The sequence below is a fragment of the Nocardioides epinepheli genome (genome assembly GCF_037936805.1).
In the GTDB taxonomy this organism is placed as follows: Bacteria; Actinomycetota; Actinomycetes; order Propionibacteriales; family Nocardioidaceae; genus Nocardioides.
Genome location: NZ_JBBMMC010000002.1, coordinates 185,427 through 207,414, shown reverse-complemented (window position 1 = coordinate 207,414; position 21,988 = coordinate 185,427). Strand labels below are relative to the sequence as shown.

Genomic DNA, 21,988 nt, shown 5'->3' with positions numbered 1-21,988 from the left:
GTGCCGACTCGGCGTCCTGTACGACCAGCCCGTCAGTCGGTCGGGAGGCGGTGGGAGGGGTCGCGGGCGATCGCGACGGCGAGCACCCCGGCCACCTGCCGGACGGCGGCGTCCAGGTCGTGCGGCAACGGGGCCGCGAGCTCGGCAGGAAGCTCCAGCCCTTCGGTCTCGCACCACGCGAGCGCTCCGCCGAACAGGGCCTCGGCGGCTCGGCGGACCTCGACGTCGGGGACCTGCGCCGGCACGTCGCCCGGGTCGAGCGACGACGACGGCGGCGGTTCGGTGGGCAGGTCGGCGGCGTCGCCGAGGAGCGTGGCGTGCTCGGCGATCGCCGCCAGGCTGCGGCCGTTGAGGTCGGCGGCGAACGCGGCGGTCGTCTGGTCGACACGGGGCCGGGACTCGCTCTCGCGCAGCGGGAGCAGCTCTTGGTGGGTGAGCCTGCGCATCACGCGGCGGTAGGCGCTGGGCGGCTCGGCGGCCAGCCCGGCGTCGTTGACCCGCCGCATCAGGTCGCAGGAACCGTAGCCGAGCTGGGGATTGTCGAAGGCGGTGTCGGTGACCGTGCGCGCGGGGTCGACGCCGACGACGTCGAGCAGCCGGTCCCACAGCAGCGTGCGTGGCTGGTCCTTCTGCGCAGGCACGGTGATGGCGGTGAATCGCTCGGGCGCGACGAACTCGCCCCACGTGCGCACCATCCGCGGGATGTCCTGGGTTCGGCGGAACGCGCGGGTGCCCGGGTGCGGCGGCCGCTGTCCGCGGGTGCGGGCGGCCACGGCGAACTCCGGCCACGAGAGCCGGTGGGCATTGCGGGTCAGGCTCTGCCACTGCGACGGCAGGGCGCGGACGGCGTCACGGACAGTGAGCACGACGCGCAGGTCGAGGCCGTGCGAGCTCTCCAGCACCCGCTGGACGCCGGGCCGCTTGGCGTAGCTGAGGAACTCCATCGAGACGATCGCGCCGGCGCACCCCGGCTCAGCGGTCCGCGCCCGGACGTCGTCCATCAGGGCGACCCAGCGGGGCGCGTCGTCGAGGGAGGCCGGCCGGGCAGCGCGCCCCGAGCCCAGGGCCGCGTCGGTGAGCGCCAGCAGCTCGCGCGTGGCGCGGACGACGGTGCGCTGGTCGGGGACGTACCAGCCCTCGGCGCGCAGCCGCTCGGCGTTGGCGATGAGCAGGTCCTGCACGAAGGTCGTGCCCGTCTTCATCGCACCGATATGGAGCACCAGGCGCGGGTCGGGCACGCGGCGACCATATCCCCTTTCGGTGCCGGACCCGTACCGCCCCCACGTAGAGTTCCTCCTGACAGGACGAGAGATCGGGACAAGCGGTGCGGATAGTAGGACCCCGGGGCTGGGCGAGCACGCCCGCGGCCGCGGCGCTCGTGGTGTTGCTGGTCGTCGGCGTCTTCGCCGTCTTCGTGCTGACTCCCGACGACGAGCCGCAGGTGGCCGCCTCGACGGGCGACCCGACGACGTCGTCCGCCTCGCCGAGCACCTCGATCGGCACCGACACCACTAGCACCGACGTCGCCAGCCCGCCGTCGCCCACCGCGACGGCGTCCGCCGGCCGCCCCAGCGCCTCGGCTACCAGCAAGGAGCCGACCCTTCCCGACCCCACGACCGTGTGCGTCCCCCAGGAGCGCACGATCGAGCTGAAGGTGGTCAGCTACAACATCCACTCCGCCCGGCCCTTCGACGGCGGGCGGCGGCTCGCGCGGATCGGCGACGAGCTGGCGGCTCTCGATGCCGACGTGATCCTGCTGCAGGAGGTCGACCGCGGGCGCGCCTGGACCTCGGGCGTCGACATGCCCGCCGTGCTGGCCAGGCGACTCGGCATGGGCTCGGTGTTCGGGTCGAACGTGCAGCGGGCGGCCAACAACCAGTACGGCACCGCCATCTTGTCGCGCTTCGAGGTGGTCGACTCCGGCAACGACCACCTGCCCAAGCCGCGCGGCACCCAGCAGCGCGGCCTGCTGCGGGTCGTGCTGGACGTCGAGGGCACCGAGGTCAGCTTCTACAACACCCACCTCGAGCCCGGGGCCTCCGGTGCGCGGCTGGCCCAGATGCGCATGGTGATGCGCACCGTCAACGCCGACACCCGCCCCAAGTTCCTCGGCGGCGACCTCAACTCCTCCCCCAACACCCCCACGCTCGGAGCCACCAGGAGCGGGCTGCGCGACACCTGGGCCGCCGTCGGCTCCGGCGCCGGACTCACCGCACCGTCGGGCAACCCACGCCTGCGCATCGACTACCTGCTCTACAACAGCGGCGGCAACGTGACGGTGAGCCCGACCGGCGTCTCGGTCGGCGCCTCCCGCACCTCCGACCACAGGCCGGTCATCGCCAACTACCGGCTCGTCGTCGACGACGGCGACGTCTGCGTCCCGGTGTTCCCCGAGCAGGACCGGCGCGGCAAGGCCGGCCGCGGACGCCGCTGAGGGACCGGCAGATCAGCTGCGGCCGCGGCTCGGCAACGGCCAGCGCCGGCGTTGCTGCAGCTCCTCGACGGTGCCGTTGAGATCGGCCACCTCGGCGGCGAGGCGGTCACGCTCCTGGGTGAGCGTGCGCCGCTCGGCCTCGAGCTCGCGCACCGCGACGCGCACATCGCGGTCGTGGAGCAGCATCCGGGCCAGCACCTGCGGCATCCCCTCGAACATCTCCTCGTCGTCGACGTCGTCGGGGTGGGGGGTGTCGGCGGTGACGTCGGTGGGGAAAAGCTCGGCCAGGTCGCCGTGCACGGGATGGCCGATCCGCTCGACGACCTCGATCCAGTGCCGGGTCACCGCCTCCAGCCGCTCGCCGACCGGGGCCGGCGCGACCGGCTTGGCCGAGCGCGCGGTGCTCAGCACCGACTGGGCGAACCAACGCTTCGCCACCACGGCGTACCACGGCTGCACGAGCGCGTCGTCCTCGGCCTCGGCGATCCGGTCCAGCTCGCCGAGAACCCTGCGGAGCAGCGCGATCTGCGCGACGCCGAGGGACTCGTTGCGCCGCGGCGTGCTGGCGACGTCGACGACGTCGGCGGGCATCCCGGTGGCCTCGCAGAACCGGCGCCACAGCACGTCGGGCCCGCTCCCGCCGGGCGGGGTGATGACGAGGTGCACGCGCTCGGGCGGCACGAACCGGCGCCAGCGCTTGAGCACCCACAGCAGGTTCTGGCCGCGCCAGAAGCCGACCATGTCGTCGTCGTAGTCGGCGACGTCGTCGGGGAGCCCGGCGAGGATGTCGTCGGCGAATTCCTCGAACGACACGTTGTGGCCGTTCTTGACCCGCTCCTGCCACTGGGCGGTGAGGGTCTGGGCGAGGTTGCGCACGGTGATGACCAGGTGCACCTCGAAGTCGCCGAGCCGATCGAGGATCGCCTTGGCCTGCTTCCCGTTGGCGGCACTGAAGATCTCGTGGCTGATGACGACGTCGCCGCCCAACCGCTTGCCGCGCCGCACCAGGCGGTCGAAGGTGCCCTCGATCTCGTCCCGGTCGACGCCCCACTGGTCGGGGTTCCCGGCCATCTCGAGGGCCGCGTGGAACATGCCCTCCTGGCGCACGTACGGGTAGGAGAAGCCGTGCTCGCGCAGCGTGGCGCGATTCGAGCCGAGCACGGACTGGAGGAACGTCGAGCCGCTCTTGGGCAGGCCGATGTGGAGGTAGAGCCGTCTGACCGGTTCCGGCTCCGCGGCGGTGTCCCCGACTCCCTCGACGGCGGCCTCGCCGGGAGCGGCGTCGGCCTCGGCGGCCGTCGGGTCGTCGACGTCGTCGGGCGTCGGGTCCGTCATTCCTCGGGCCTTCCTCGCGGGGACGAATCAGAGCGTAGTGGTGGGCTCGCAGGACGCGCTCAGCGGCCGATCCGGCGCCGCAGCCGGCCGGCAAGTCCTACGGTCCGGGGCTCGGGTTCATCGTCGGCCGCGACCTCGATCCGGCCGCTGCGCCGCTTGGCCAGCTCGGTGCCGCGCTGGGTGAGCATCGTCGAGACGGCCGCGAGCGTCGCCTCGGCGATCTCCTCCTCGCTCACCGCGAGGTCTTCGTCGGTGAAGGCGGAGTCGGGGCACCGAAGATCGTCGAGCCGGCCCCGAATCTGGTAACCGGACGCGCCGAGCGCGACGATCTGGGCCTCGCTCACCTCCTCGCACCAGGGCCGCAGCCGGGTCGGCACCCGGATGCGACGCGGCTGCTGCTTGACGAGGACACCGGCGCTGAAGCCCCGCTTGACGACGTCGGCGTAGATGTAGCGTCGGTGCACCTCCTCGGGCAGCCGCTCGTTGACCCGGCGCAGCACCTCGGCCTGCACCACCCCGAGGCTGGAGTTGCTCGGGCTGTCCTCGGGCTCGAGCAGGTCGGGGTCGAAGCCGATCGTGTGCGCGAAGCGCTCGAGCAACACCGTGGTGGGGCTCCCGCTCGGCGGCACCGTGACCAGGTGCAGGCGGTCGGCAGGCAGCGCCTCTGCCCACCGGGCGAGCACCTGCGGCGGATCGAGGTGGATCCACGGGTGGCCTCCGCGGCCGGCCCGCTGGGCGCGACGCAGCTGGCGCAGGTAGCTCGGCAGGTCGACAGTGCTGCCGGCCTTGAGCTCCTGCTGCCACGAGGACGACAGCTGTCGAGCGAGGTCACGAGCGGTGACGACGACGTGCACCTCGCGATCGCCGCACAGCTCGAGCAGCCGCGTGATCTGCGCCGGACCCGCGCCGGCCAACGACTCCTGGCTGAACACCGCCCGCCCGCCGGTGGCCTGGTCGAGCTCGCGGGTGAAGCGATCGAGGATGGCCTGGTCGGAGGCGGGGTCCCGGCGGGCCTCGTAGCGATCCCGCACCACGACCATCAGCTCGAAGCACTCGCGCTTGGTGGGAGGCACGAGGTCGACCCCGGCGTCTGCCAGCCGCTCGCGGCTGCGAAGCATGGCGTCCTGGAGGTAGGACGTGCCGGTCTTCTGCATGCCGATGTGGAGGTAGAGCCGCTGCGGCTGAGACGCCATGGGCACACTCTTACGGCATGGCGCTCAGCCTCGGCAACCGGGCGGGTCTAGCGCGCGTTCTTGGTGAGCAGCCCGAACAGCTTGTTGCCCTGGTCGATGGCCTCCTGGCCGCTGCTCATCCGCACGGTGGACCGCTCGGTGAGCAGGGGCATGGAGAACTGGCGGGTCGTGTCCCACCGCACCTGCGGGCCGCGGACGACGTCTCGGACCTGGAGCAGTCCGTTGACCGCACCGACCAGGGGTCGCGAGGTGGCCTTCCACTGCTGCACGCAGGAGGTCGTGCACTGGCGTGTCCAGCTGCCCTTCACCCCGCGGCGGGAGATCAGGGAGGCCAGCCGCCGCTCGCGACCGGTGGTGTTCTTGCCGATCTTCACGAACTGCACCTTGACGCCGCGCTTGACCGCTCGACGCAACTCCATCGTCAGTCCGTAGACGTCGAGCCGGGTGGTCGCCACCTGCACGGTGCCGCCCCGTTCGGCCTCGCGCACGCCGGACATCAGGCTGGCCAGCGCTGCCCGGCGGGCTGCGGCGTTGCCGGCGGGGTCGCTGGTGAACATCTGGGTGGTGCTCGGCGCCTCGGCCAGCCAGCTGAAGCCGGCGGTGACGGCGTCGTGGTCGGAGTTGAGCTCGGTCGCGAAGTGCTGGTCGGCGACCAGCGCACCGCCACCACGGTTGAAGATGTAGTCGATCGTCGCGCCGTGGTGGTCGCCGGTGGCGAAGAAGCTCCCGAGGGTGTCGAAGGTCGGCTCGAGCTGGGCCGCGGCGAGCAGGTCGGCCGGGTAGCGGCCGCTGCGGTAGTGGAAGTTGAAGTCCCCACCGACCAGGACGGGACCCGCCGGGGCGAGCTGCTCGGTCAGCTTGCCGAGGCGGGTGACAGAACGACGCGCCAGGTCGGGCATGCCGCGGACGTTCGGTGCCACGTGCACCGCGACGACGGACAGGGTGCGGCCGTCGAGGTCGCGCAGGGTCACCCAGTTGGCGAACCGCCGGCCGAGCTCGGTCACCCGGCCCGGCGGCTTGCCGCGCCAGTTGGAGAGCATGTGGGTGCCCGAGGCGACCTCGGTCCACCGATCGGTGCGCCAGGCGACGGCGGTGGCTGAGGTGTAGCGGTTGGTGTAGCTGCGGTGGATGTCGTAGCCGTCGGGCGCCATCACGGCGTCGCTGCGGAAGGGCACCTCGTTGTAGGTGACGAAGTCCGGCAACGGGGCGAGCACCTTCTTCACGTCCGCCTGGAACCTCGGCACAGTGAGGCCGGTGTAGATGTTGGCGTGCGTCATCATGATCGGGCTCGGGACGACGGCGCGCGCCGCGACTCCGGCTGATCCCTGGGATCCCGGCTGGGCGGGAGCGGCCTGGCCGCTGGGCACCGCTCCCACCGAGAGGGTGAGTCCGGCCACCGCGAGCGCGGCGGCCGCCAGGCTCGCTCGGGCTCTGGCTCGAATGGTCAGCGTGGTCAGCACGGTGCGCGCGCCCATAGAAATGCGACTCCTCGACGGGGGGATGCGACCCCACCGGGGGGTCAGAGCACACGAATCACACCATTCCCACAAACCCCATACAACACAAACCGGAGAATTACTGGTATGTAGTTTCCTTCGGCGTGTCGCAACGGGGTGTCGATGCGACGCAGGTCACCGACTGTCGAGTCTGAGCGCCTTCGCGATCGCCGGGGAGATCCAGCGCGCGTAGTCGGGGGTGATGTGCTCGGAGTCGCGCATGGTGATGTAGCTGCCCACGACCGAGGGGCACAGGTCGTCGGCGCAGAACCAGCGCAGGACGTCGAGCGACTCGGCACCGGCCGCCTTGGCGGCGGCGAAGGAGGTCTTGGCCACCTTCTGGGAGTAGGGCCCCGGCTTCCAGGAGCACTCCCCCAGGTCTGGGTTCCCGTCACTGAGGCAGGTGCCGGGCTCGGTGGGGAGCTTGGGCGAGTTGCCGACGACGACCACCCGGTCGGAGGAGTCCTGCAGGGTGGTGAACAGGTCGCGCCAGCCGGTCTCGATGACGTCGAAGAAGGGCGCGTCGTCGCCGCCGACGGTGTCGCCGGTCGACGGGTCGGTGTAGCGCCCCACGTCGGTACCGATCACCGTCAGGTCGGGCTGGAGGTCCTCGATGGTCCCCAGCGCCCACTCCTTGAAGTCCTCGCAGCCGGACCAGGCACGATCGGTCGCCCGGTCGATCTGGGTGAGGCTGGTGGCCGAGCAGCCGCTGTAGACCAGCACGTAGACCCGGTAGCCCCATTTCTTCCCGATCTCGTCGAAGGCCGGCGAGAGTGCGCGAGCGTGCGAGTCGCCGAGCATCACGATCGAGCGGTCGGCGTCGGAGTCGCCGAAGGGACACAGGTCGGTGGTGCCGGTGCGGTAGTCGCAGTCGCCCAGGGACGCCGTCTGCTTGCGCAGGTTCAGCAGGCCGGGGGTGAGGTCGCTCGGGACCGGTGCGCCCTCCTCGGCGGCCGCGACCGAGGCCTTCACCAAGGCGACGTACTTGTCGTCACCGGGGTCCTTCTTGCCGTACTCGGAGACCGTGATCGGCGGGTTGTCCTCGAACTCGCCGAGCTGGTAGCGCACGACCTGGTTGCTCACCAGCACGGTGGCCAGCACCGTCACGATGCTCACCGGGTAGATCAGCAAAGCCTTCCCGGTGCGCTTCCACGTGCCGTAGCGGAAGGGGTTCTCGATCCAGCGGTAGCTGGCCCAGCTGACCACGAAGATCAGCACCAGCGTGCCGAGCTGGACCGGAAGCGTGGAGAAGCGCTCTCCCCCGAGGTTGCTTCGCAGCAGCACGATGATCGGCCAGTGCCACAGGTACAGCGAGTAGGACCAGTCACCGATGATGACCGCCGGCCGGATCGACAGCAGCCGCCCGACCGGGGTGTCGGTGCGCGGATCGCCGCCACTGCCCGCCACGATCAACGCGGCGGTGCCGAGCACCGGAAGCGCGGCATACCAGCTGGGGAACGGCGTCTTCGCGGTGAAGGTGAGGACGGCGTAGGCGATCAGCGCGAGGCCGGCCACTCCCAGCAGCGTCCTCCCCCACCGCGGCAGGAACGTCGCGCGAGGCAGCAGGGCACACGCTGCGCCGATGCCGAGCTCGTAGGCGCGGGTGAAGGTGGAGTAGTAGGCGGTGACCGGCGAGTTGTACGTCGCCCAGATGGACCACACCAAGGACGCGAGGATCGCCACCGCGATGAGGACGGCGGCGACGCGGCGGAACTGCAACGGCACCCGTTCCGGATCCGCCCCCGGCCGGCGTCGGAGCAGGACGAGCACCAGCACGAGCAGCGCCGGCCAGACGAGGTAGAACTGCTCCTCCACCGCCAGCGACCAGTAGTGGCGCAGCGGCGAGGGCGGCTGTCCCTCGGCGAAGTAGTCGGTGCCTACGTTCGCCATCCGGACGTTCGCGGCGAAGAACGAGGCCCACACGCTGTCGGTGAGGATGTCCTTGACCCGCAGCAGCGGCAGGGTGAGGAGCGCGACGACCGCGGTCACCAAGATCACGACCGTGGCCGCTGGGATGATCCGGCGGGCGCGACGGGCGTAGAAGTCGGCCAGCGAGATCCGCCGGTCGCGATAGCCCTCCTTGAGCAGCAGGGAGGTGATCAGGAAGCCGGAGACGACGAAGAAGACGTCGACGCCGATGAACCCGCCCGGAAGCCGCCCGGGGAAGAGGTGGTTGACGATGACCAGGAGCACCGCGAGTGCGCGGATGCCCTGGATGTCGGGCCGGAATCCCTTGCTCTTCGAAGCGGGGTTGGCGCTGCCGCCGGCGGCGTGGTCGCGGGTCTGGGCCTCAACCGACATGAGCGGTGGCGCTGATGAAGAAGTGGTCGCTGATCCGGTTGTCGGTGGCCGCTGTGTCGCGCCAGTAGTCGGTCCAGCTGACGTCGTTGGTGCTCACGACCCAGTCGACCGGGATCGGACCGGGCGGCGGCTTGCATCCGCTGCCGTAGCTTCCTCCGCTGGAGGACACCAGTCCGCCGGCGGCGACGCCCTGGCAGAAGAAGGGCTCGCGGTCGTTCATGTCGCCGGTGACGAAGATCGGGATCCCCTCGGACTTCAGGCCGTTGACCACGCTGATCAGCGTGGACCGGCCCCGCGCCCGCTCGGCCGCGTAGCGACCGCCGCCGGCTGAGGGGTGGGTGTTGACGACGTAGAACTCGCGTCCGGTGTCGCGCACGCGCAGGCGCAGGATCGGCTGCGGGCGCGGGCGCCCCATGAACGTGATCGTGAACTTGCTGCCGCTGACGAACTCGAACTGGCTGTCGTCGTAGAGGATCGAGTTGTCGGTCTCCTTGACCCCCCAGGCGAAGCCCGGGTAGGCGGCGAAACCGGTACGACCCTGGATCTGGCGCAGCTGGTCGTCCTGCAGCTCCTGGGTGCCGACGACGTCGACGCCGTGCTTCGACATCAGGTTCGCCGCACCGACCGACCGGACCGACGCGGCCGGGTAGGGGCGCGGACCGCCGGGACCGGTGTGCTGGCTGCCGAGCACGTTGAACGAGCCGACCTTGATCGTGAACGGCGCGTTCTGGCGGGCCTCGAGGCGCGCCTGACGCCGCTTCTCCCGGCGCTTCTCCCGCTTCAGCTTGCGCTCGTACCTGTCGGCGGCGTCGTGCTTGGCCAAGATCTCGATGGCCCGCTCGCGGGTCTTGACCGACATCGCCTGCTGGAGGCGCTCGAACCTGCGCTGCTTGCGCGCCTGGCGGGCGGCGATCCGCTCGGCCTTCGCTGCGCGCGCCGCCTCGGCGTCGGCCTCGGCCTGCGCCTGGGCCTCGGCAGCGGCATTGCGCGCGTCGGCACGGTCCTCTGCGGCGGCAGAGTCGCCGGTGCGCGAGACCACGAAGATCCCGCCGACGACGAGGGCGAGTACCGCGAGCGCGACACCGAGAATGAGCCCTCTCCCGGGCCCACTGCGGGCGCGATGGGAGTGCTGAACCACGTGCGCGACCTTAACACGGGAGCCGCGCTTGGCTGGGGTTCTCGCGAATACCCCACCGCAGGCGGACTCTCGTTACGGTGACCACCATGTTCCTCACCGCCTCGACCGTCAAGGACTCGGCCGAGAACGTCGCGTTCTTCGTGGCCGCCAACCTTGCCAGCGGCGTCGACCACATGTTCGTGTTCCTCGACGATCCCGACGACACAGAGCAGCGCGAGGTCGCCGACGCGCTCGATGAGAACCCGCACGTCACCTGCCTGCGCACCGACACCGCCGGTTGGTGGGGCGGGAAGCGTCCAGCGGGCCTCAACGTGCGCCAGCGCACCAACGCCAACTGGGCACGCGCCGTGCTCGAGCCCTTCGAGTGGGCCGAGTGGCTCTTCCACATCGACGGCGACGAGGTCGCCCGCCTCGATCGCCGCGCGCTCGCCGCCGTCCCGGCCTCCCAGGACGCCGTCTGGCTGCCGCCGTTCGAGGCGGTGAGCGTGTGGGACGCCGGCCGCCCCACACTCTTCAAGAGGCTGCTGCGCGACGGCGAGCTCAACCTGCTCCGCGTGCTCGGCACGATCGAGGAGCCCACCAACCAGCACTACTTCCACGGGCACGTGATGGGCAAGTCGGGGGTCCGCCCCGGCTCGGGCCTCGGCCTGACCCTGCACGACGCCGTCTCGCAGGACGGGCGCAAGCAGGAGCGGCACGAGGACCCGCGCCTGGGCGTCCTGCACTACGACGCCCCCTCGGGCGAGGAGTTCGTGCGCAAGTGGACCGCGCTGGCCCACGCCGGGCCGGCGCGCTACCGGGCCTCACGAGCGCCGTCGGCCCAGGCGCTGCGCAGCCTGGTGACCGACGACCTGCCCGACGACGTCCGCGAGCGCTACCTGCGCCGCATCTACGAGCAGACCACCGCCGACGACGTCGAGACCCTCGCCGACCTCGGCTTCCTGCTGGAGATCGACCCGCTGGAGGCACCCGCACAGCCACGCAGCCTCGACGACGCCCAGCGCGAGGCGCTGGCCGGTCGGGTGTCCGAGCTGGCCGACCGGCCCAAGGGGTCGTTCTTCATCGACGACCCCGCCAAGGGAAAGGCAAAGGGGAAGAAGGGCGCCGCACCGGGCGGGTCGCAGCGCAAGCCGGGCCGGCGCGAACAGCTCAAGCGTCTGGCTCGTCGCGGCTGAGCCGCGTCCGCACTGCCCGGGCAGCGCGTGCCCCCCGCTCGCCGATCCGGCTGAGTCGCTCCCGGGGGCCGGTGGACGCCTCTGCCTCGCCGGGCTCGTCGAGACCGCGTCCGCGGCGCAGGTCGCGGACGTCGTGCAGCATCCGGGAGACCAGGTCGACCGCGACCTCGGCCACCTCGGCATCGGTGACCGAATCGGGCTCGCGACGCTCCTCCAGCACCTGCGGCACCCGCAGGTGCCCGACCTCGCCGACGACGTCGAAGGGCGCGCCGCGCAGGTACTCCACGGCCTCCTCCCCGCGCCGGCGGCACTCGGCGATCTGGTCGGGCGCCGGCCAGAACCGCTCGCCGCCCTGCGGCACGAGCCGCTCGTCCGCGAGGTAGCTGCGTAGGTAGACACCTCGGTCGAAGGCGGTGCCGAAGCCGTCGAGCCCCGCGTTGATCCGGCGCAGCGTCTCTGCCTGGGCCACGCCCATCGAGGAGTTGGGGAAGGACGCCGACAGGTCGATGCCGGCGACGGCCTCGGCGTCGAGGCCGAGGACGCCGGCGAACCGGTGCCACACCTCCTCGCGCTCGGCGGCCGGGTCCAGCGGGAGGACGTGGATCCGCTCGGCCGGCACCGCCTGCGACCACCGGCGCAGGACCAGGCGCAGGTCGAGGGTGCGCCAGTTCCAGATGTCGGCGGGGCGGCGCGAGACCGTCCGGCCGTACTGGCTCATCGGGGTGCTGGCGCCGTTCTTCAGGCTCTCCTGCCAGCTCGCGGTGAACAGGCCGAGCGGCTCGCGGGCGGTGACGATCAGGTGCACCTGCGCCGGCGCGAGCGCGGCCACCATGTCGAGGGCCTGCTGCGCGCTCGCGGCGGCGAAGAACTCGTGGCTGATCAGGCCGACGCCGTCGGCCTCGGCGAGCTCGGTGCGGATCCGGTCCCATGCGGTGCGGTGCCGCTCCGGAGCGTGCTCCTGCTTGCGCTCCTCGCGGACGGTGCGCGAGGCCCACAGGTGGTCACGCCGCTCCGAGCCGGGAACGACCACGCCGCGCTCGCGCAGCGCCTCCCGGTTCGACCAGAGGATCGTCTGGAGGTAGGTCGTCGCGGTCTTCGGCAGTCCGAGATGGACATAGACCGAATCGACCACTACAGCGACCTCTGGAACCGCTCGATCGCCTCGGCGGCGGCCGCCTCGTCGCGGCCGGAGAGCGGGACGAGGAGCTCTTGGACGACGTCGACGATCTCGGCGAGCCGGACCTGGTGCCGTCGCAGCTCGGTCAGGTCGCTCTCGAGCTCGGCCACCCGCTCCTCGAGCCGGCGGATCTGGGCCCGCGCCGCGCCGGGCCGAAGGTCACTTACCTGCACCACGCCACACTCCTACGACTCGCACGACCGGACGGGTCGTCGGCTTCCGGTTGACGACCCTAACGCCGCGCGCTCCGGCCTTGCGCAGCAACGCCGCGAACACCTCAGGATCGGGGCGCCCGATCATCCACTCCTCGCGGGTGTGGTCGGGCACCCTGGCAGCGCCTGGCGGCGTCTTGTACGTCGGGTGGAACTCGGTGAGCAGCTGGCCGCCGGCCCGCAGCGCCATCGAGCTGAACCTGGCCAGCGCCTCTCGGCCCACCGACGACGTCGCGTCCGCGACGTGGCGGGCCAGGATCACCCGGGGCTGAGAGTCCTGGGCCAGACGGGCGCCCTCGGCGAGGACCGAGCGGCCATCGGTGAGGTTGAGGTGGCGCACCTCGAGGTCGAGTCCCTCGGCGCGAGCCTGTTCGGCCACCAGGTCCAGGGCGCGCGGCACGTAGTCGTAGGCGATGACCCGAAGGCCCTGGCGGGCCAGCCAGATGGCGTCGCGGCCACGCCCGGCGCCGACGTCGAGGACCTCGGTGGCGCCGATCCGCTCGGCCACCGCGGCCGCCTTGCGCCCCAGCTGGCTGGGGTTCTCGCGGGGCGGCTTGCGCTTGGCGTAGTGCGAATGACGGTCCCAGTAGCGGATGCCCGGCTGGGTGCCGCGGAACCAGTCGTCGAAGGCGCGGATCGTGTGGGCGCTGGTGGTGAACTTGAACGCCGGGTCCGGGACCCGCCAGCCGGGCCCGTACATCGCCTCGAGGAGCTTCTCGGGCCGGGCGGGGACCGGCATCGGGCGACCGTCGAGCTCGGCGGTGCCCAGCGGGTAGATCCACTCGCGCTCGAACGGGGTGTTGATCTCCCCCATCAGGTGCAGCCGGCCGGCGTCGAAGAACCCGCCGAACACGTCGAGGCCCCGGGTGACGTCGCCCTCGCTCACCATCACCTTGAACGAGGCACCGCTGTAGCGAGCGATCCTCAGCCCACGCTCGGCCAGCGCGCGCTGGATCCGATAGGACTCCAGGGCGACGTCGACCGGCGTCGTGTGAGAGCTGACGTAGCCGAGGTCGGCATCGGAGTCGTGGCCGAGGACGGCCCCCTCACGCACCGCGCCGAGCAGGGTTCCGTAGGCGATGAACGGCTCGACCCCCGCCTCCCGCAGCGCCTCCAGCACGGCGTCGGTGGCATCGAGCAGGGCCTCGATGTCGCGGTCGCTGCGGCTGGCGAAGGTCGGCACCAGTCGTCCGGACTTGTCGATGCCCAAATCGACCCCGCGACGGTTCTGCACCCGGATCGGGCCGGAGCCCTCCCCCAGCGTGACCGTCTTGTCGAACAGCTCACGACCGGTGACCGAGTCGGACACGGTGATCCGGCCCGTGCCGTTGAGATGAGCGCGCAGCGGCTTGGGCCAGACGGCCCGTCGAGCCGGCCACGGCCCGCGGGCCAGCGCGTCGACCGGAGCCACCGGATCGGTGTCCCGGCGGGTCCAGAACGTCCAGATCCGCCGGCCGTCGAGACAGACGTCGAGTGGTCGGTCGTCGCCGACCAGCACCGACACGCCGTCGTCGTCGACGCGCCGCACCCGGGTCAGCCCCGGTGCGGCGCGTCGCGACGGCGCGCTCGTGCTCGTGCCGGTGCCGCTCAACGCTCAGTCGCCGGCCATGTGGGCGTACGGGTCGACGCCGGTGGTGCTGTAGGGCGTGCCGTCCTCGTAGACGGCGTTGGCGTCGGAGCCGAAGACCAGGCGCTCACCGGGGGGCGGCGTGGTGGCGCCGCGGAACTGCGGGACGGCCTGACGGGCGCTGCCGCTGGAGAAGCGGTTGTACCAGTAGTCGATGTGGCTCTGGTAGCGCAGCGTGTCGCGCTTGCTGCGGTAGATGCCGAGGTTCTCGTCGCTGACCGCGGACAGGCCGGACCAGTTCGCCGAGCCGTTGAGGACGGCGTAGGCGCGGTTGTTCTTGCCGAGCTTGCCGACGACCGACATCGCCTTGAGGTGGAAGTAGTTGTCGAACTCGCCGTCGCCGTTGACGTCCTGCACGAGGTGTCGCATCGGGACCGGGCCGCGCGGGCCGGGTGCCCGCAGCATCCGGCCGACGTCGATGCCGACGACGGTGTAGCCGATCTTGATGTCGCAGCCGTTGTTCCACAGCGAGCGGACCTTGCGGGCCAGGCGCATGCCGCGGTCCTGGCGGATCACGTCGGGCGCGATCCGGATCCGGGTCTTGCCCGAGGCGGTGTTCTTGGCGCCGCTGCACCGGACCTGGTTGAGCAGTTGCATCACCGGGTCGTTGCGGGTGGCCATCGGGAACTGGATGAGCCGGAAGTTGCTCTCGAAGCGCTGGGAGACGTACGGCTTGGCGGCACGCCGGTCGCGCTTGGCCTCACGGAAGATCTTGTTGTAGAAGCGCCACACGTTCTTGCTGCGGGTGTGGGTGTAGATGTCGTTCCACTGGTTGTTGGTGGAGGCCAGGGTGAGGTTGGCCGAGCCCTGCATCACGACTCGCTTGACCTTGCCGGCCTGGGAGAACATGAAGAACTTCGAGTGCGCCGAGCCGGTGCTGCCACGGCACGAGCCCATGCAGGTGCGCGCCCAGCTCTTGCGCGCCGGCTTGCGGCCCTTGTTGTGGCGGGCCAGCTCCGAGCGCAGCCGCCGGAACGGCGCGTTCGGGATCTCCACGTTGTTGCGGTTGTCCATCAGCAGCCGCACCCGCACCCCGCGTCCCTGAGCGCGCAGCAGCGCGTCGGTGCCCTCACGGGTGAGGAAGTTCCACGAGAAGATGTTGATGTTCTCGCCCTTGGGGGTGGAGTTGATGGACCGGATGATCTTGCGGAAGATCGTGCGGCGGTCGGTGACACTGCCCAGCGGGCTGTTGAAGGTCGCTCCGGGGCGGGGGTTGAAGTTGTCGGGTGGTGCAGCGCTCGCCGGCGCCTGAGCGGCGGGGACGGAGAGCGCCGCGACAACGACGATCAGCGCGAGGAGTTTGGCCACAGCCGGTTCATCCCATCGAGTCGGGGTGGCTCGTCAGCTCGGTGCTGCTGACGAGAAGTGCGGGGGTCGTGCGGTTGCGTCGTTCGGTACGTCGTTTCGATTGTGTGCAGCACCAGGGCCGGTTCCGAAATCGGCAGTGGTCGCAGGCCTCATCAGGCCCTGCACCGGGCGGCCGCGGAGCCGTAGTCCTTGTCCTTCATCAGCGGGCCGTCGGCCTCGCTGATGTCGCTGCCGGCGATGGCGTAGAAGCGGTCGGCGTAGCGGACCAGGCGCTGGCCGGATGAGCAGCCCAGCTTGTCGGCGGGGACGTAGGTCTCGCCGTCCGCGCAACCGGAGTAGGTGCGCGGGAGAACCGCCCCGGCGGTCCAGACGTCGGCGCAGGCGGGCGTGCCCGGGGGTACCGCCTCGCTGGTGGGCGGGGCGCTGGTCGGCGTCTGGCTGGGCTCGCTGGTGGGCTGGCTGGTCTCGGTGCCGGACTCGGTCGGAGTCGAACTCGAGGTGTCGTCGGAGGCGTTCTCGGCGTCGTCGGACTCCGATCCGCAGCCGGTGAGCAGCGCCAGACCGAGAAGGGCACCTGCGGCGAGCCCGGCGAGCGAGCCGGCGCGTGAGCGACCGATGCGGCCAGTGCGACCGGTGGGGGTGGTGGTGCGAGACGCCATGGACTGCATTGTAGGTCGCGGGTGTGCAGAACCGGGTGAACACGCACTCGGAACGTCGTGACCTCCCGCGGAGCCCACACCGGTAGCGTGCGGTCACGTGAGCAGTCCCGCGCGCGTCTACGTCGCCCGCCTGGTGGGTTTGCCGATCTTCGACCCCCAGGGGGATCAGGTCGGCAAGGTGCGTGACGTCGTCGTCGTGATGCGCTCGGAGGCCAGTCAGCCGCGGGTGCTCGGCCTGGTGGGCGAGGTCTTCGGCCGGCGCCGGATCTTCGTGCCGATGACCCGGGTCACCCACATCGACGCCGGGCAGGTCTACACCACCGGCCTGCTCAACATGAGGCGCTTCGAGCAGCGCTCGACCGAGACGCTGGTGGTAGGACAGATCTTCGACCGGCAGGTGACCATCCCCGGCGGCGGCGCCAGCGGCACCGTGAGCGGGACCATCTACGACGTCGCGATGGAGCAGGGCCGGACCCGCGACTGGCTGCTGAGCCGGGTAGCGGTGCAGGAGCCTGCCAAGGGGCTGCGCCGGCGCGGACAGACGCACGTCGCCGAGTGGCGCGACGTGCAGGGGCTCGCCCGTCCCGGAGGCGACGCCCAGGGCGCCACCGCGCTGCTGCACGCCCTCAACGAGATGCGGCCCGCCGACGCCGCGACGATGATCCACGACCTCCCCGAGGAGCGTCGCACGGCGGTCGTCGCCGCCCTCGACGACGAGCGGCTCGCCGACGTACTGGAGGAGATGCCCGAGGAGGACCAGGTCGAGATCCTCGAGCACCTGGACTCCGAGCGCGCCGCCGACGTCCTGGAGGAGATGTCGGCCGACGACGCCGCCGACCTGATCGCCGACCTGGCTCCGGAGACCGCCGAGATCCTGCTCGCACTGATGGAGCCCGACGAGGCCGAGGACGTGCGGCGGCTGATGTCCTACGTCGAAAACACTGCCGGCGCGATGATGACCCCCGAGCCGGTGGTGCTCGGCACCGACGCCACCGTGGCCGACGCGCTCGCCCGAGTGCGCAACCCCGACCTCACGCCAGCGCTGGCCTCGCTGGTGTTCGTGTGCCGCCCGCCGCTGGAGACGCCGACGGGACGCCTGGTCGGTGTCGCCCACATCCAGCGCCTGCTGCGCGAGCCGCCCTCCACCCTGGTCGCCGGGGCCCTGGACGACTCGATGGAGAACCTGCGTCCCGAGGCGACGATCGATCAGGTCGCGGCCCACCTGGCCCTCTACAACCTGGTGTGTGCGCCGGTGGTCGACGAGAACGGGCACCTGCTGGGCGCCGTCAGCGTCGACGACCTGCTCGACCACATGCTGCCGGCCAACTGGCGCGACCGGGCACTGAGCAGCGACGACCGGACGGGGATCGAGGAAGGGGTGGGTCGTGGCTGAGCAGCGCGATCCCAAGGAGAGCCGTCCGGACCCTCGCCAGAGTCGCGAGCCCCGCACCCGCCTGGACACCCCGCGCGACAACCGGCGTCAGCTGGTGCGGCGTCCGGCCTACGACCCCGAGTCGTTCGGCACCTTCGCCGAGCAGTTCGCCCGGTTCATGGGGACCGCGACGTTCCTGGCCTACATGACGCTGTTCGTCGCGATCTGGATCGGCTGGAACGTCCTGATCCCCGGCGATGCCAAGTTCGACATCTACCCCTTCATCTTCCTCACCCTGATCCTGAGCCTGCAGGCGTCCTACGCGGCACCACTGATCCTGCTGGCGCAGAACCGGCAGGAGCAGCGCGACAAGGTCGTGGCCGAGCAGGACCGCCAGGCCAACGCCCGCGCGCACGCCGACATGGAGTTCCTGGCCCGCGAGGTCGCCTCGCTGCGGATGGCGGTCGGCGAGGTCGCCACCCGCGACTACGTCCGCTCCGAGCTCCGCTCACTGCTGGCCGAGCTCGACGAGCGAGCGGCCGCGGCGGCGTCCGAGGCAGACTCCGAACCCGGTGCCGACGACGACCGGCCGCCGCCCCCGGGCTCCTGACCGCCTCCGATCACCGCCGCCGGGGAGCCTGCTCCTAGACTGGCCGCATCATGACGTCACCGAATCGCGAGCAGATCGACGCTGCCCTCGCCACCGTGCAGGACCCCGAGATCAAGCGGCCCATCACCGAGCTCGGCATGGTCGACACCGTCGAGATCACCGACAGCGGCCTGGTCCGGCTCACGGTGCTCCTCACCGTGGCCGGCTGCCCCCTCAAGGACACCATCACCCGCGACGTGAACGCCGCCCTGCACCGCGTCGAGGGCGTCACCGACGTCGACCTCACGCTCGGGGTGATGACCGCCGAGCAGCGCGCCGGCCTCAAGGAGATCCTCCAAGGCGGCCAGGCCCAGCGCGAGATCCCGTTCTCCCAGCCGGGCAACCTCACCAAGGTGTTCGCGATCGCCAGCGGCAAGGGCGGGGTCGGCAAGTCCTCGGTCACGGTGAACCTCGCGATCGCGATGGCCCAGCAGGGGCTCAAGGTCGGCGTCCTCGACGCCGACATCTACGGCCACTCGGTACCCGCCATGCTCGGCGTCGCCGACGCGCGCCCCACCCAGGTCGACGACCTGATCATGCCGGTGCCCACGCCGTCCGGGGTCTCGGTGATCTCGATCGGGATGCTCAAGCCGCGGCGCGACCAGGTCGTGGCCTGGCGCGGGCCGATGCTCGACCGCGCGCTGGTGCAGATGCTCTCCGACGTCTTCTGGGGCGACCTCGACGTGCTCCTGCTCGACCTGCCGCCGGGCACCGGTGACGTCGCCATCTCGCTCGGGCAGCACCTTCCCGGCGCCGAGGTGGTCGTGGTCACCACGCCGCAGGAGGCGGCCGCGGAGGTCGCCGAGCGCGCGGGCACGATGGCCTCGATGATGCACCAGCGCGTCGTCGGCGTCATCGAGAACATGAGCTACCTGGCCTGCCCGCACTGCGAGCCGGGCCCGGATGGCCAGCCCGGCCACAAGCTCGACATCTTCGGCAGCGGAGGCGGCGACCGCGTCGCCGAGACCCTCGGCCAGCGCTTCGGGTACGACGTCCCGGTCCTCGGCCGGATCCCGATCGAGGTGTCCCTGCGCGAGGGCGGCGACGTCGGGAAGCCCGTCGTCGAGAGCGACCCGAGCGCCCCCTCCGCGCGCGAGCTCTCCTCGATCGCCGCCCAGCTGACCGGTCGCGGTCGCGGCCTGGCCGGCATGCAACTCGGACTCACCCCGAGCAACCGGTTCTGAGGCCCGCGCGTGTTCGGGGTCGGGCTTCCTGAGCTCGCGGTGATCCTGCTGGTCGCGGTTCTCGTCTTCGGCCCCGACCGGCTCCCCGAGTTCGCCCAGCAGGCCGGGCGGCTGCTGCGCCAGGCGCGCCAGCTGGCCAACTCCGCGCGCGACGACCTGCGCAGCGAGCTCGGCCCCGAGTACGCCGACCTCGAGCTGCGCGACCTCGACCCCCGCACGATCGTGCGCAAGCACATCATGGAGGCCATGGAGGACGCCGACGCCGAGGCGGCCGCCGAAGCCCGTCCCAAGCGCCGCGCCGCCACCCTCCCCTCCGGCGCCATCCCACCCTTCGACTCCGAAGCCACCTGACCCTTCCTTCACGCCGAGTCGGCGTTTGTGTTGAGCATTCGCGCCGACTCGGCGTCGCGTGCACGCCGAGTCGGCGACTTTGTTTGACGCAAACGCCGACTCGGCGTCGCATTCACGGTCAGACGTCGCGGCTCTGGACGGCGGCGAGGGTGGCGAAGGAGACCAGGGTGATGCGGGGCGGGTCGCCCTCGGCGACCTCGACGAAGTCGCCGCCGATGCGTCGTAGCGGGCCGTCGTGGCGCACCCGGTCGAGACGGTGCAGCACGCAGCGCTCCCCCGCGTCGGCGAGGTGCCGCAGCGCGGAGCCGAGACCGAGTCTGCTCAACGGCGACCAGGCGATCTCCGGGACGGCGCGGTCGGCCGCGCCGTCGATGGCGGCGAGGGCCGGGAGCGGGATGATCCAGTCGCCGGCCGGGGAGGCCAGCAGGCACCAGCCGTTGGCCACTCGGTCGAGACGTCCGGACAGCGGGCCGACGCCCGACACGTGCAGGGTGACGTCGCGGTCGATCGAGGCCATCAGCCGCGCCGCGAGGGTGACCTGCTGGTACTCGGTGCGCGACCGGTCGGCGATCTCCGGCGCGCGGTCTGCGTCGTAGAGCGACTCCGCCTGCTGCTCCAGATCGTCGAGCAGGCTGAAGATCTCCGCCTCCCACCCCATGACCCGACCCTACTGGCGTGCGCACCTGTGGAGAAACGATTGACGCCGATGTAAAAGGGGCGTTAAGTAAGGCAAACAGACGCAAACGCAACGATCGTGGTGGTGATCTCGGGATGGTCGGTCGCGGGCTCCGCAGCCTCGCGGTGTGGGCGCTGCTCGGTGCCCTGGCCGTGCTCGCGTGTCGCTGGGCGGGCACCGTCGTGGCCCACTGGCTGGGCGGACACCGGCCGCCGACCGGCCGGCTCGACCTGGCACTCGCCGACGTCGCGGCGGTCGCGCTCGCCGGGTGCGCGGTATGGGCGTGGGCGGTGACCACCGTGGTGCTGGCACAGGCGATCGGCACGCACCGCTCCACAGCCGCCCCGAGCGCCACGCCGGCCGGCACCTCCCCTCGACAGGTGCGTGGCGTGCCGGTGTGGGCCGCGCGCGCCGTCCTGCTGGCGTGTGGTCTCGCGGTGGTGACCGTGACACCTGCCTATGCGGTCGACGGCGAGCACGGCGCCCCGCGGTCCACGCCCGCGGCGGCCGGATCGCTCGACGGCCTGCGGGTCCCCGATCGCGCCACGGGGCCGGCGCACCGCACCGAGCCCGCAGCACAGGCTCCGATACCGGGGCCGATACCGGGGCCGACGCCGGGGCCGACGCCGGGGGGCGGTGCCTCCAACCGCGATCGGGGCGAGGTCGTCGTCAGTCCGGGCGACAGCCTCTGGACGATCGCGCGCGACGGGTTGCCCGCGGCACGGCGCGACGTCTCCACCGTGGCCAGGGCCACCGCGGCGCTGTATGCGGCCAACCGCGACGACGTCGGCACCGACCCCGACCTGATCCACCCCGGGTTGCGGCTGCACCGACCACCGGACCACCCACCCCACCGGCCGGATTCGAGCCGGCCCGCACCAGACCAGCCCGCACCAGACCAGCCCGACACAGATCAACCCGACCAGAGGAGTGAGCCATGAGCGTCAGCCCCCCGTTCCACGACAACGTGATCCCACTGCGGCTCCCGATGCCGGTCGCGGCGACCCAAGGAACCCTTGCCTTGGCCCTCCAGCCGCGCTTGGAGCCGCCCGCGGCACCACGCGACTCGACCGAGACCGCTACCGCGGTCTCCGCGCTGCCCCTCCCCCTCGACCGGCCCGGCGCCCACGACCTCGAGCGCTGGGCCCGACGCTTCGGGCAGGCCGTGGTCGAGATCGTGGGCGGGGACCGTCCGGTGAGCCAACTGGTGCGCTGGACCAGCCGCGAGGTCCATCTCGATCTCGAGCGGCGAGCTCAGCTGGTCGCCCGCGCGAGTGGGCACCTTCCCGGCGTCGCGCGAGTCCAGGCAGTCACGCCGCGCGTGTGGTCAGTGCACACCAGCTTCACCGCGCCCGGCATCGCCGAGACCAGCATCCACGTGCGCTACGGCGAGCGCTCCCGCGCGCTGGCCGCCCGGTTCGAACGACGCCGCAACCGCTGGGTGTGCACCGCTCTCGAATTCGCCTGAATCCAGGCTGGATCCACCGATTGTCGTCTCGGCGAGCGTCACCAGATGGGTGCGATGGCAAGGCGCGGTCGCGAAGGCGTTCTGGTTGACCATCGAGCGGCTGCAACGCCGCCAGCGCGCCCATATCGTGGCGTGCAGCAGGCGAGAATCGGTGGATCCAGGCTGAGCCTGCATCCACCGATTGCCGGCTCGGCGAGCGTCACCAGATGGGTGCGATGGCAAGGCGCGGTCGC

The 21,988-nt window shown here is 71.5% G+C and carries 20 protein-coding genes; 8 read left to right on the top strand and 12 right to left on the bottom strand.

Features of this window, described 5'->3' with window-relative positions:
• Window positions 1-32 precede the first annotated feature (32 nt).
• Complete coding sequence (locus tag WMR31_RS04355) at window positions 33-1,238, bottom strand: hypothetical protein (RefSeq protein WP_340537548.1); 1,206 nt, start codon at window positions 1,236-1,238, stop codon at window positions 33-35.
• 143 nt (window positions 1,239-1,381) lie between these two features.
• Here WMR31_RS04355 and WMR31_RS04350 point away from each other — a divergent pair, with 143 nt between their 5' ends.
• Window positions 1,382-2,434: an endonuclease/exonuclease/phosphatase family protein gene (locus tag WMR31_RS04350; RefSeq protein ID WP_340537547.1), complete on the top strand. Its 1,053-nt coding sequence runs from the start codon at window positions 1,382-1,384 to the stop codon at window positions 2,432-2,434.
• A gap of 12 nt (window positions 2,435-2,446) precedes the next feature.
• Here WMR31_RS04350 and WMR31_RS04345 read toward each other — a convergent pair whose 3' ends face one another.
• The 5 genes from WMR31_RS04345 to WMR31_RS04325 form a co-directional block, all read right to left on the bottom strand.
• On the bottom strand, window positions 2,447-3,769 hold the full coding sequence (locus WMR31_RS04345; RefSeq protein WP_340537546.1) for a hypothetical protein: 1,323 nt from the start codon (window positions 3,767-3,769) through the stop codon (window positions 2,447-2,449).
• Between the two features lie 59 nt (window positions 3,770-3,828).
• Complete coding sequence (locus WMR31_RS04340) at window positions 3,829-4,962, bottom strand: hypothetical protein (protein WP_340537545.1); 1,134 nt, start codon at window positions 4,960-4,962, stop codon at window positions 3,829-3,831.
• Between the two features lie 47 nt (window positions 4,963-5,009).
• Window positions 5,010-6,437 carry an endonuclease/exonuclease/phosphatase family protein gene (locus WMR31_RS04335; RefSeq protein ID WP_340537544.1) on the bottom strand — a complete coding sequence of 476 codons (1,428 nt, stop codon included), beginning with the start codon at window positions 6,435-6,437 and terminating at the stop codon, window positions 5,010-5,012.
• 156 nt (window positions 6,438-6,593) lie between these two features.
• Entirely contained in the window at window positions 6,594-8,759 is a 2,166-nt protein-coding gene (locus WMR31_RS04330; RefSeq protein WP_340537543.1) for an acyltransferase family protein, read from the bottom strand.
• Window positions 8,749-9,897 (bottom strand): endonuclease/exonuclease/phosphatase family protein, encoded by a 1,149-nt coding sequence (locus WMR31_RS04325; RefSeq protein ID WP_340537542.1) that lies wholly within the window; start codon window positions 9,895-9,897, stop codon window positions 8,749-8,751. Before WMR31_RS04325 ends, WMR31_RS04330 begins: the two co-directional genes overlap by 11 nt.
• A 77-nt stretch (window positions 9,898-9,974) precedes the next feature.
• Between WMR31_RS04325 and WMR31_RS04320 the strand changes: the two genes are divergently transcribed.
• Entirely contained in the window at window positions 9,975-11,072 is a 1,098-nt protein-coding gene (locus tag WMR31_RS04320; protein WP_510182514.1) for a glycosyltransferase family protein, read from the top strand.
• Here WMR31_RS04320 and WMR31_RS04315 read toward each other — a convergent pair.
• From WMR31_RS04315 to WMR31_RS04295, 5 genes are all read right to left on the bottom strand, one after another.
• On the bottom strand, window positions 11,047-12,204 hold the full coding sequence (locus tag WMR31_RS04315) for a hypothetical protein (RefSeq protein ID WP_340537541.1): 1,158 nt from the start codon (window positions 12,202-12,204) through the stop codon (window positions 11,047-11,049). The genes WMR31_RS04320 and WMR31_RS04315 overlap by 26 nt on opposite strands.
• Window positions 12,204-12,425 carry a DUF6752 domain-containing protein gene (locus WMR31_RS04310; RefSeq protein ID WP_340537540.1) on the bottom strand — a complete coding sequence of 74 codons (222 nt, stop codon included), beginning with the start codon at window positions 12,423-12,425 and terminating at the stop codon, window positions 12,204-12,206. Before WMR31_RS04310 ends, WMR31_RS04315 begins: the two co-directional genes overlap by 1 nt.
• Window positions 12,409-14,052 (bottom strand): LicD family protein, encoded by a 1,644-nt coding sequence (locus WMR31_RS04305; RefSeq protein WP_340537539.1) that lies wholly within the window; start codon window positions 14,050-14,052, stop codon window positions 12,409-12,411. The genes WMR31_RS04310 and WMR31_RS04305 overlap by 17 nt, the downstream gene beginning before the upstream one ends.
• Before the next feature lie 3 nt (window positions 14,053-14,055).
• Window positions 14,056-15,396, bottom strand: coding sequence for a phospholipase D-like domain-containing protein (locus WMR31_RS04300; protein ID WP_340537538.1), 1,341 nt, complete (start codon window positions 15,394-15,396; stop codon window positions 14,056-14,058).
• A gap of 152 nt (window positions 15,397-15,548) precedes the next feature.
• Window positions 15,549-16,055 (bottom strand): hypothetical protein, encoded by a 507-nt coding sequence (locus WMR31_RS04295; protein WP_340537537.1) that lies wholly within the window; start codon window positions 16,053-16,055, stop codon window positions 15,549-15,551.
• Window positions 16,056-16,152: 97 nt separating this feature from the next.
• Here WMR31_RS04295 and WMR31_RS04290 point away from each other — a divergent pair, with 97 nt between their 5' ends.
• Genes WMR31_RS04290 through WMR31_RS04275 form a run of 4 tightly spaced genes read left to right on the top strand, consistent with a single transcriptional unit; the run spans window position 16,153 to window position 19,611 of the window.
• Window positions 16,153-17,448 carry a magnesium transporter MgtE N-terminal domain-containing protein gene (locus WMR31_RS04290; RefSeq protein WP_340537536.1) on the top strand — a complete coding sequence of 432 codons (1,296 nt, stop codon included), beginning with the start codon at window positions 16,153-16,155 and terminating at the stop codon, window positions 17,446-17,448.
• Window positions 17,441-18,037, top strand: coding sequence for a DUF1003 domain-containing protein (locus WMR31_RS04285; RefSeq protein WP_445321594.1), 597 nt, complete (start codon window positions 17,441-17,443; stop codon window positions 18,035-18,037). Before WMR31_RS04290 ends, WMR31_RS04285 begins: the two co-directional genes overlap by 8 nt.
• Before the next feature lie 50 nt (window positions 18,038-18,087).
• Window positions 18,088-19,260, top strand: a complete 1,173-nt coding sequence (locus WMR31_RS04280; protein ID WP_340537535.1) for an Mrp/NBP35 family ATP-binding protein — start codon at window positions 18,088-18,090, stop codon at window positions 19,258-19,260.
• A gap of 9 nt (window positions 19,261-19,269) precedes the next feature.
• On the top strand, window positions 19,270-19,611 hold the full coding sequence (locus WMR31_RS04275; RefSeq protein ID WP_340537534.1) for a sec-independent translocase: 342 nt from the start codon (window positions 19,270-19,272) through the stop codon (window positions 19,609-19,611).
• 118 nt (window positions 19,612-19,729) lie between these two features.
• Here WMR31_RS04275 and WMR31_RS04270 read toward each other — a convergent pair whose 3' ends face one another.
• Complete coding sequence (locus tag WMR31_RS04270) at window positions 19,730-20,269, bottom strand: hypothetical protein (RefSeq protein ID WP_340537533.1); 540 nt, start codon at window positions 20,267-20,269, stop codon at window positions 19,730-19,732.
• A gap of 113 nt (window positions 20,270-20,382) precedes the next feature.
• On the opposite strand from WMR31_RS04270, the gene WMR31_RS04265 reads away from it, so the two are divergent.
• Together WMR31_RS04265 and WMR31_RS04260 are read left to right on the top strand one after the other, a co-directional pair.
• Window positions 20,383-21,228 (top strand): LysM peptidoglycan-binding domain-containing protein, encoded by an 846-nt coding sequence (locus tag WMR31_RS04265; RefSeq protein ID WP_340537532.1) that lies wholly within the window; start codon window positions 20,383-20,385, stop codon window positions 21,226-21,228.
• A complete protein-coding gene (locus tag WMR31_RS04260) occupies window positions 21,225-21,755 on the top strand; it encodes an Rv3235 family protein (protein ID WP_340537531.1) in 531 nt (176 codons plus the stop codon). Before WMR31_RS04265 ends, WMR31_RS04260 begins: the two co-directional genes overlap by 4 nt.
• Window positions 21,756-21,988: the final 233 nt, after the last annotated feature.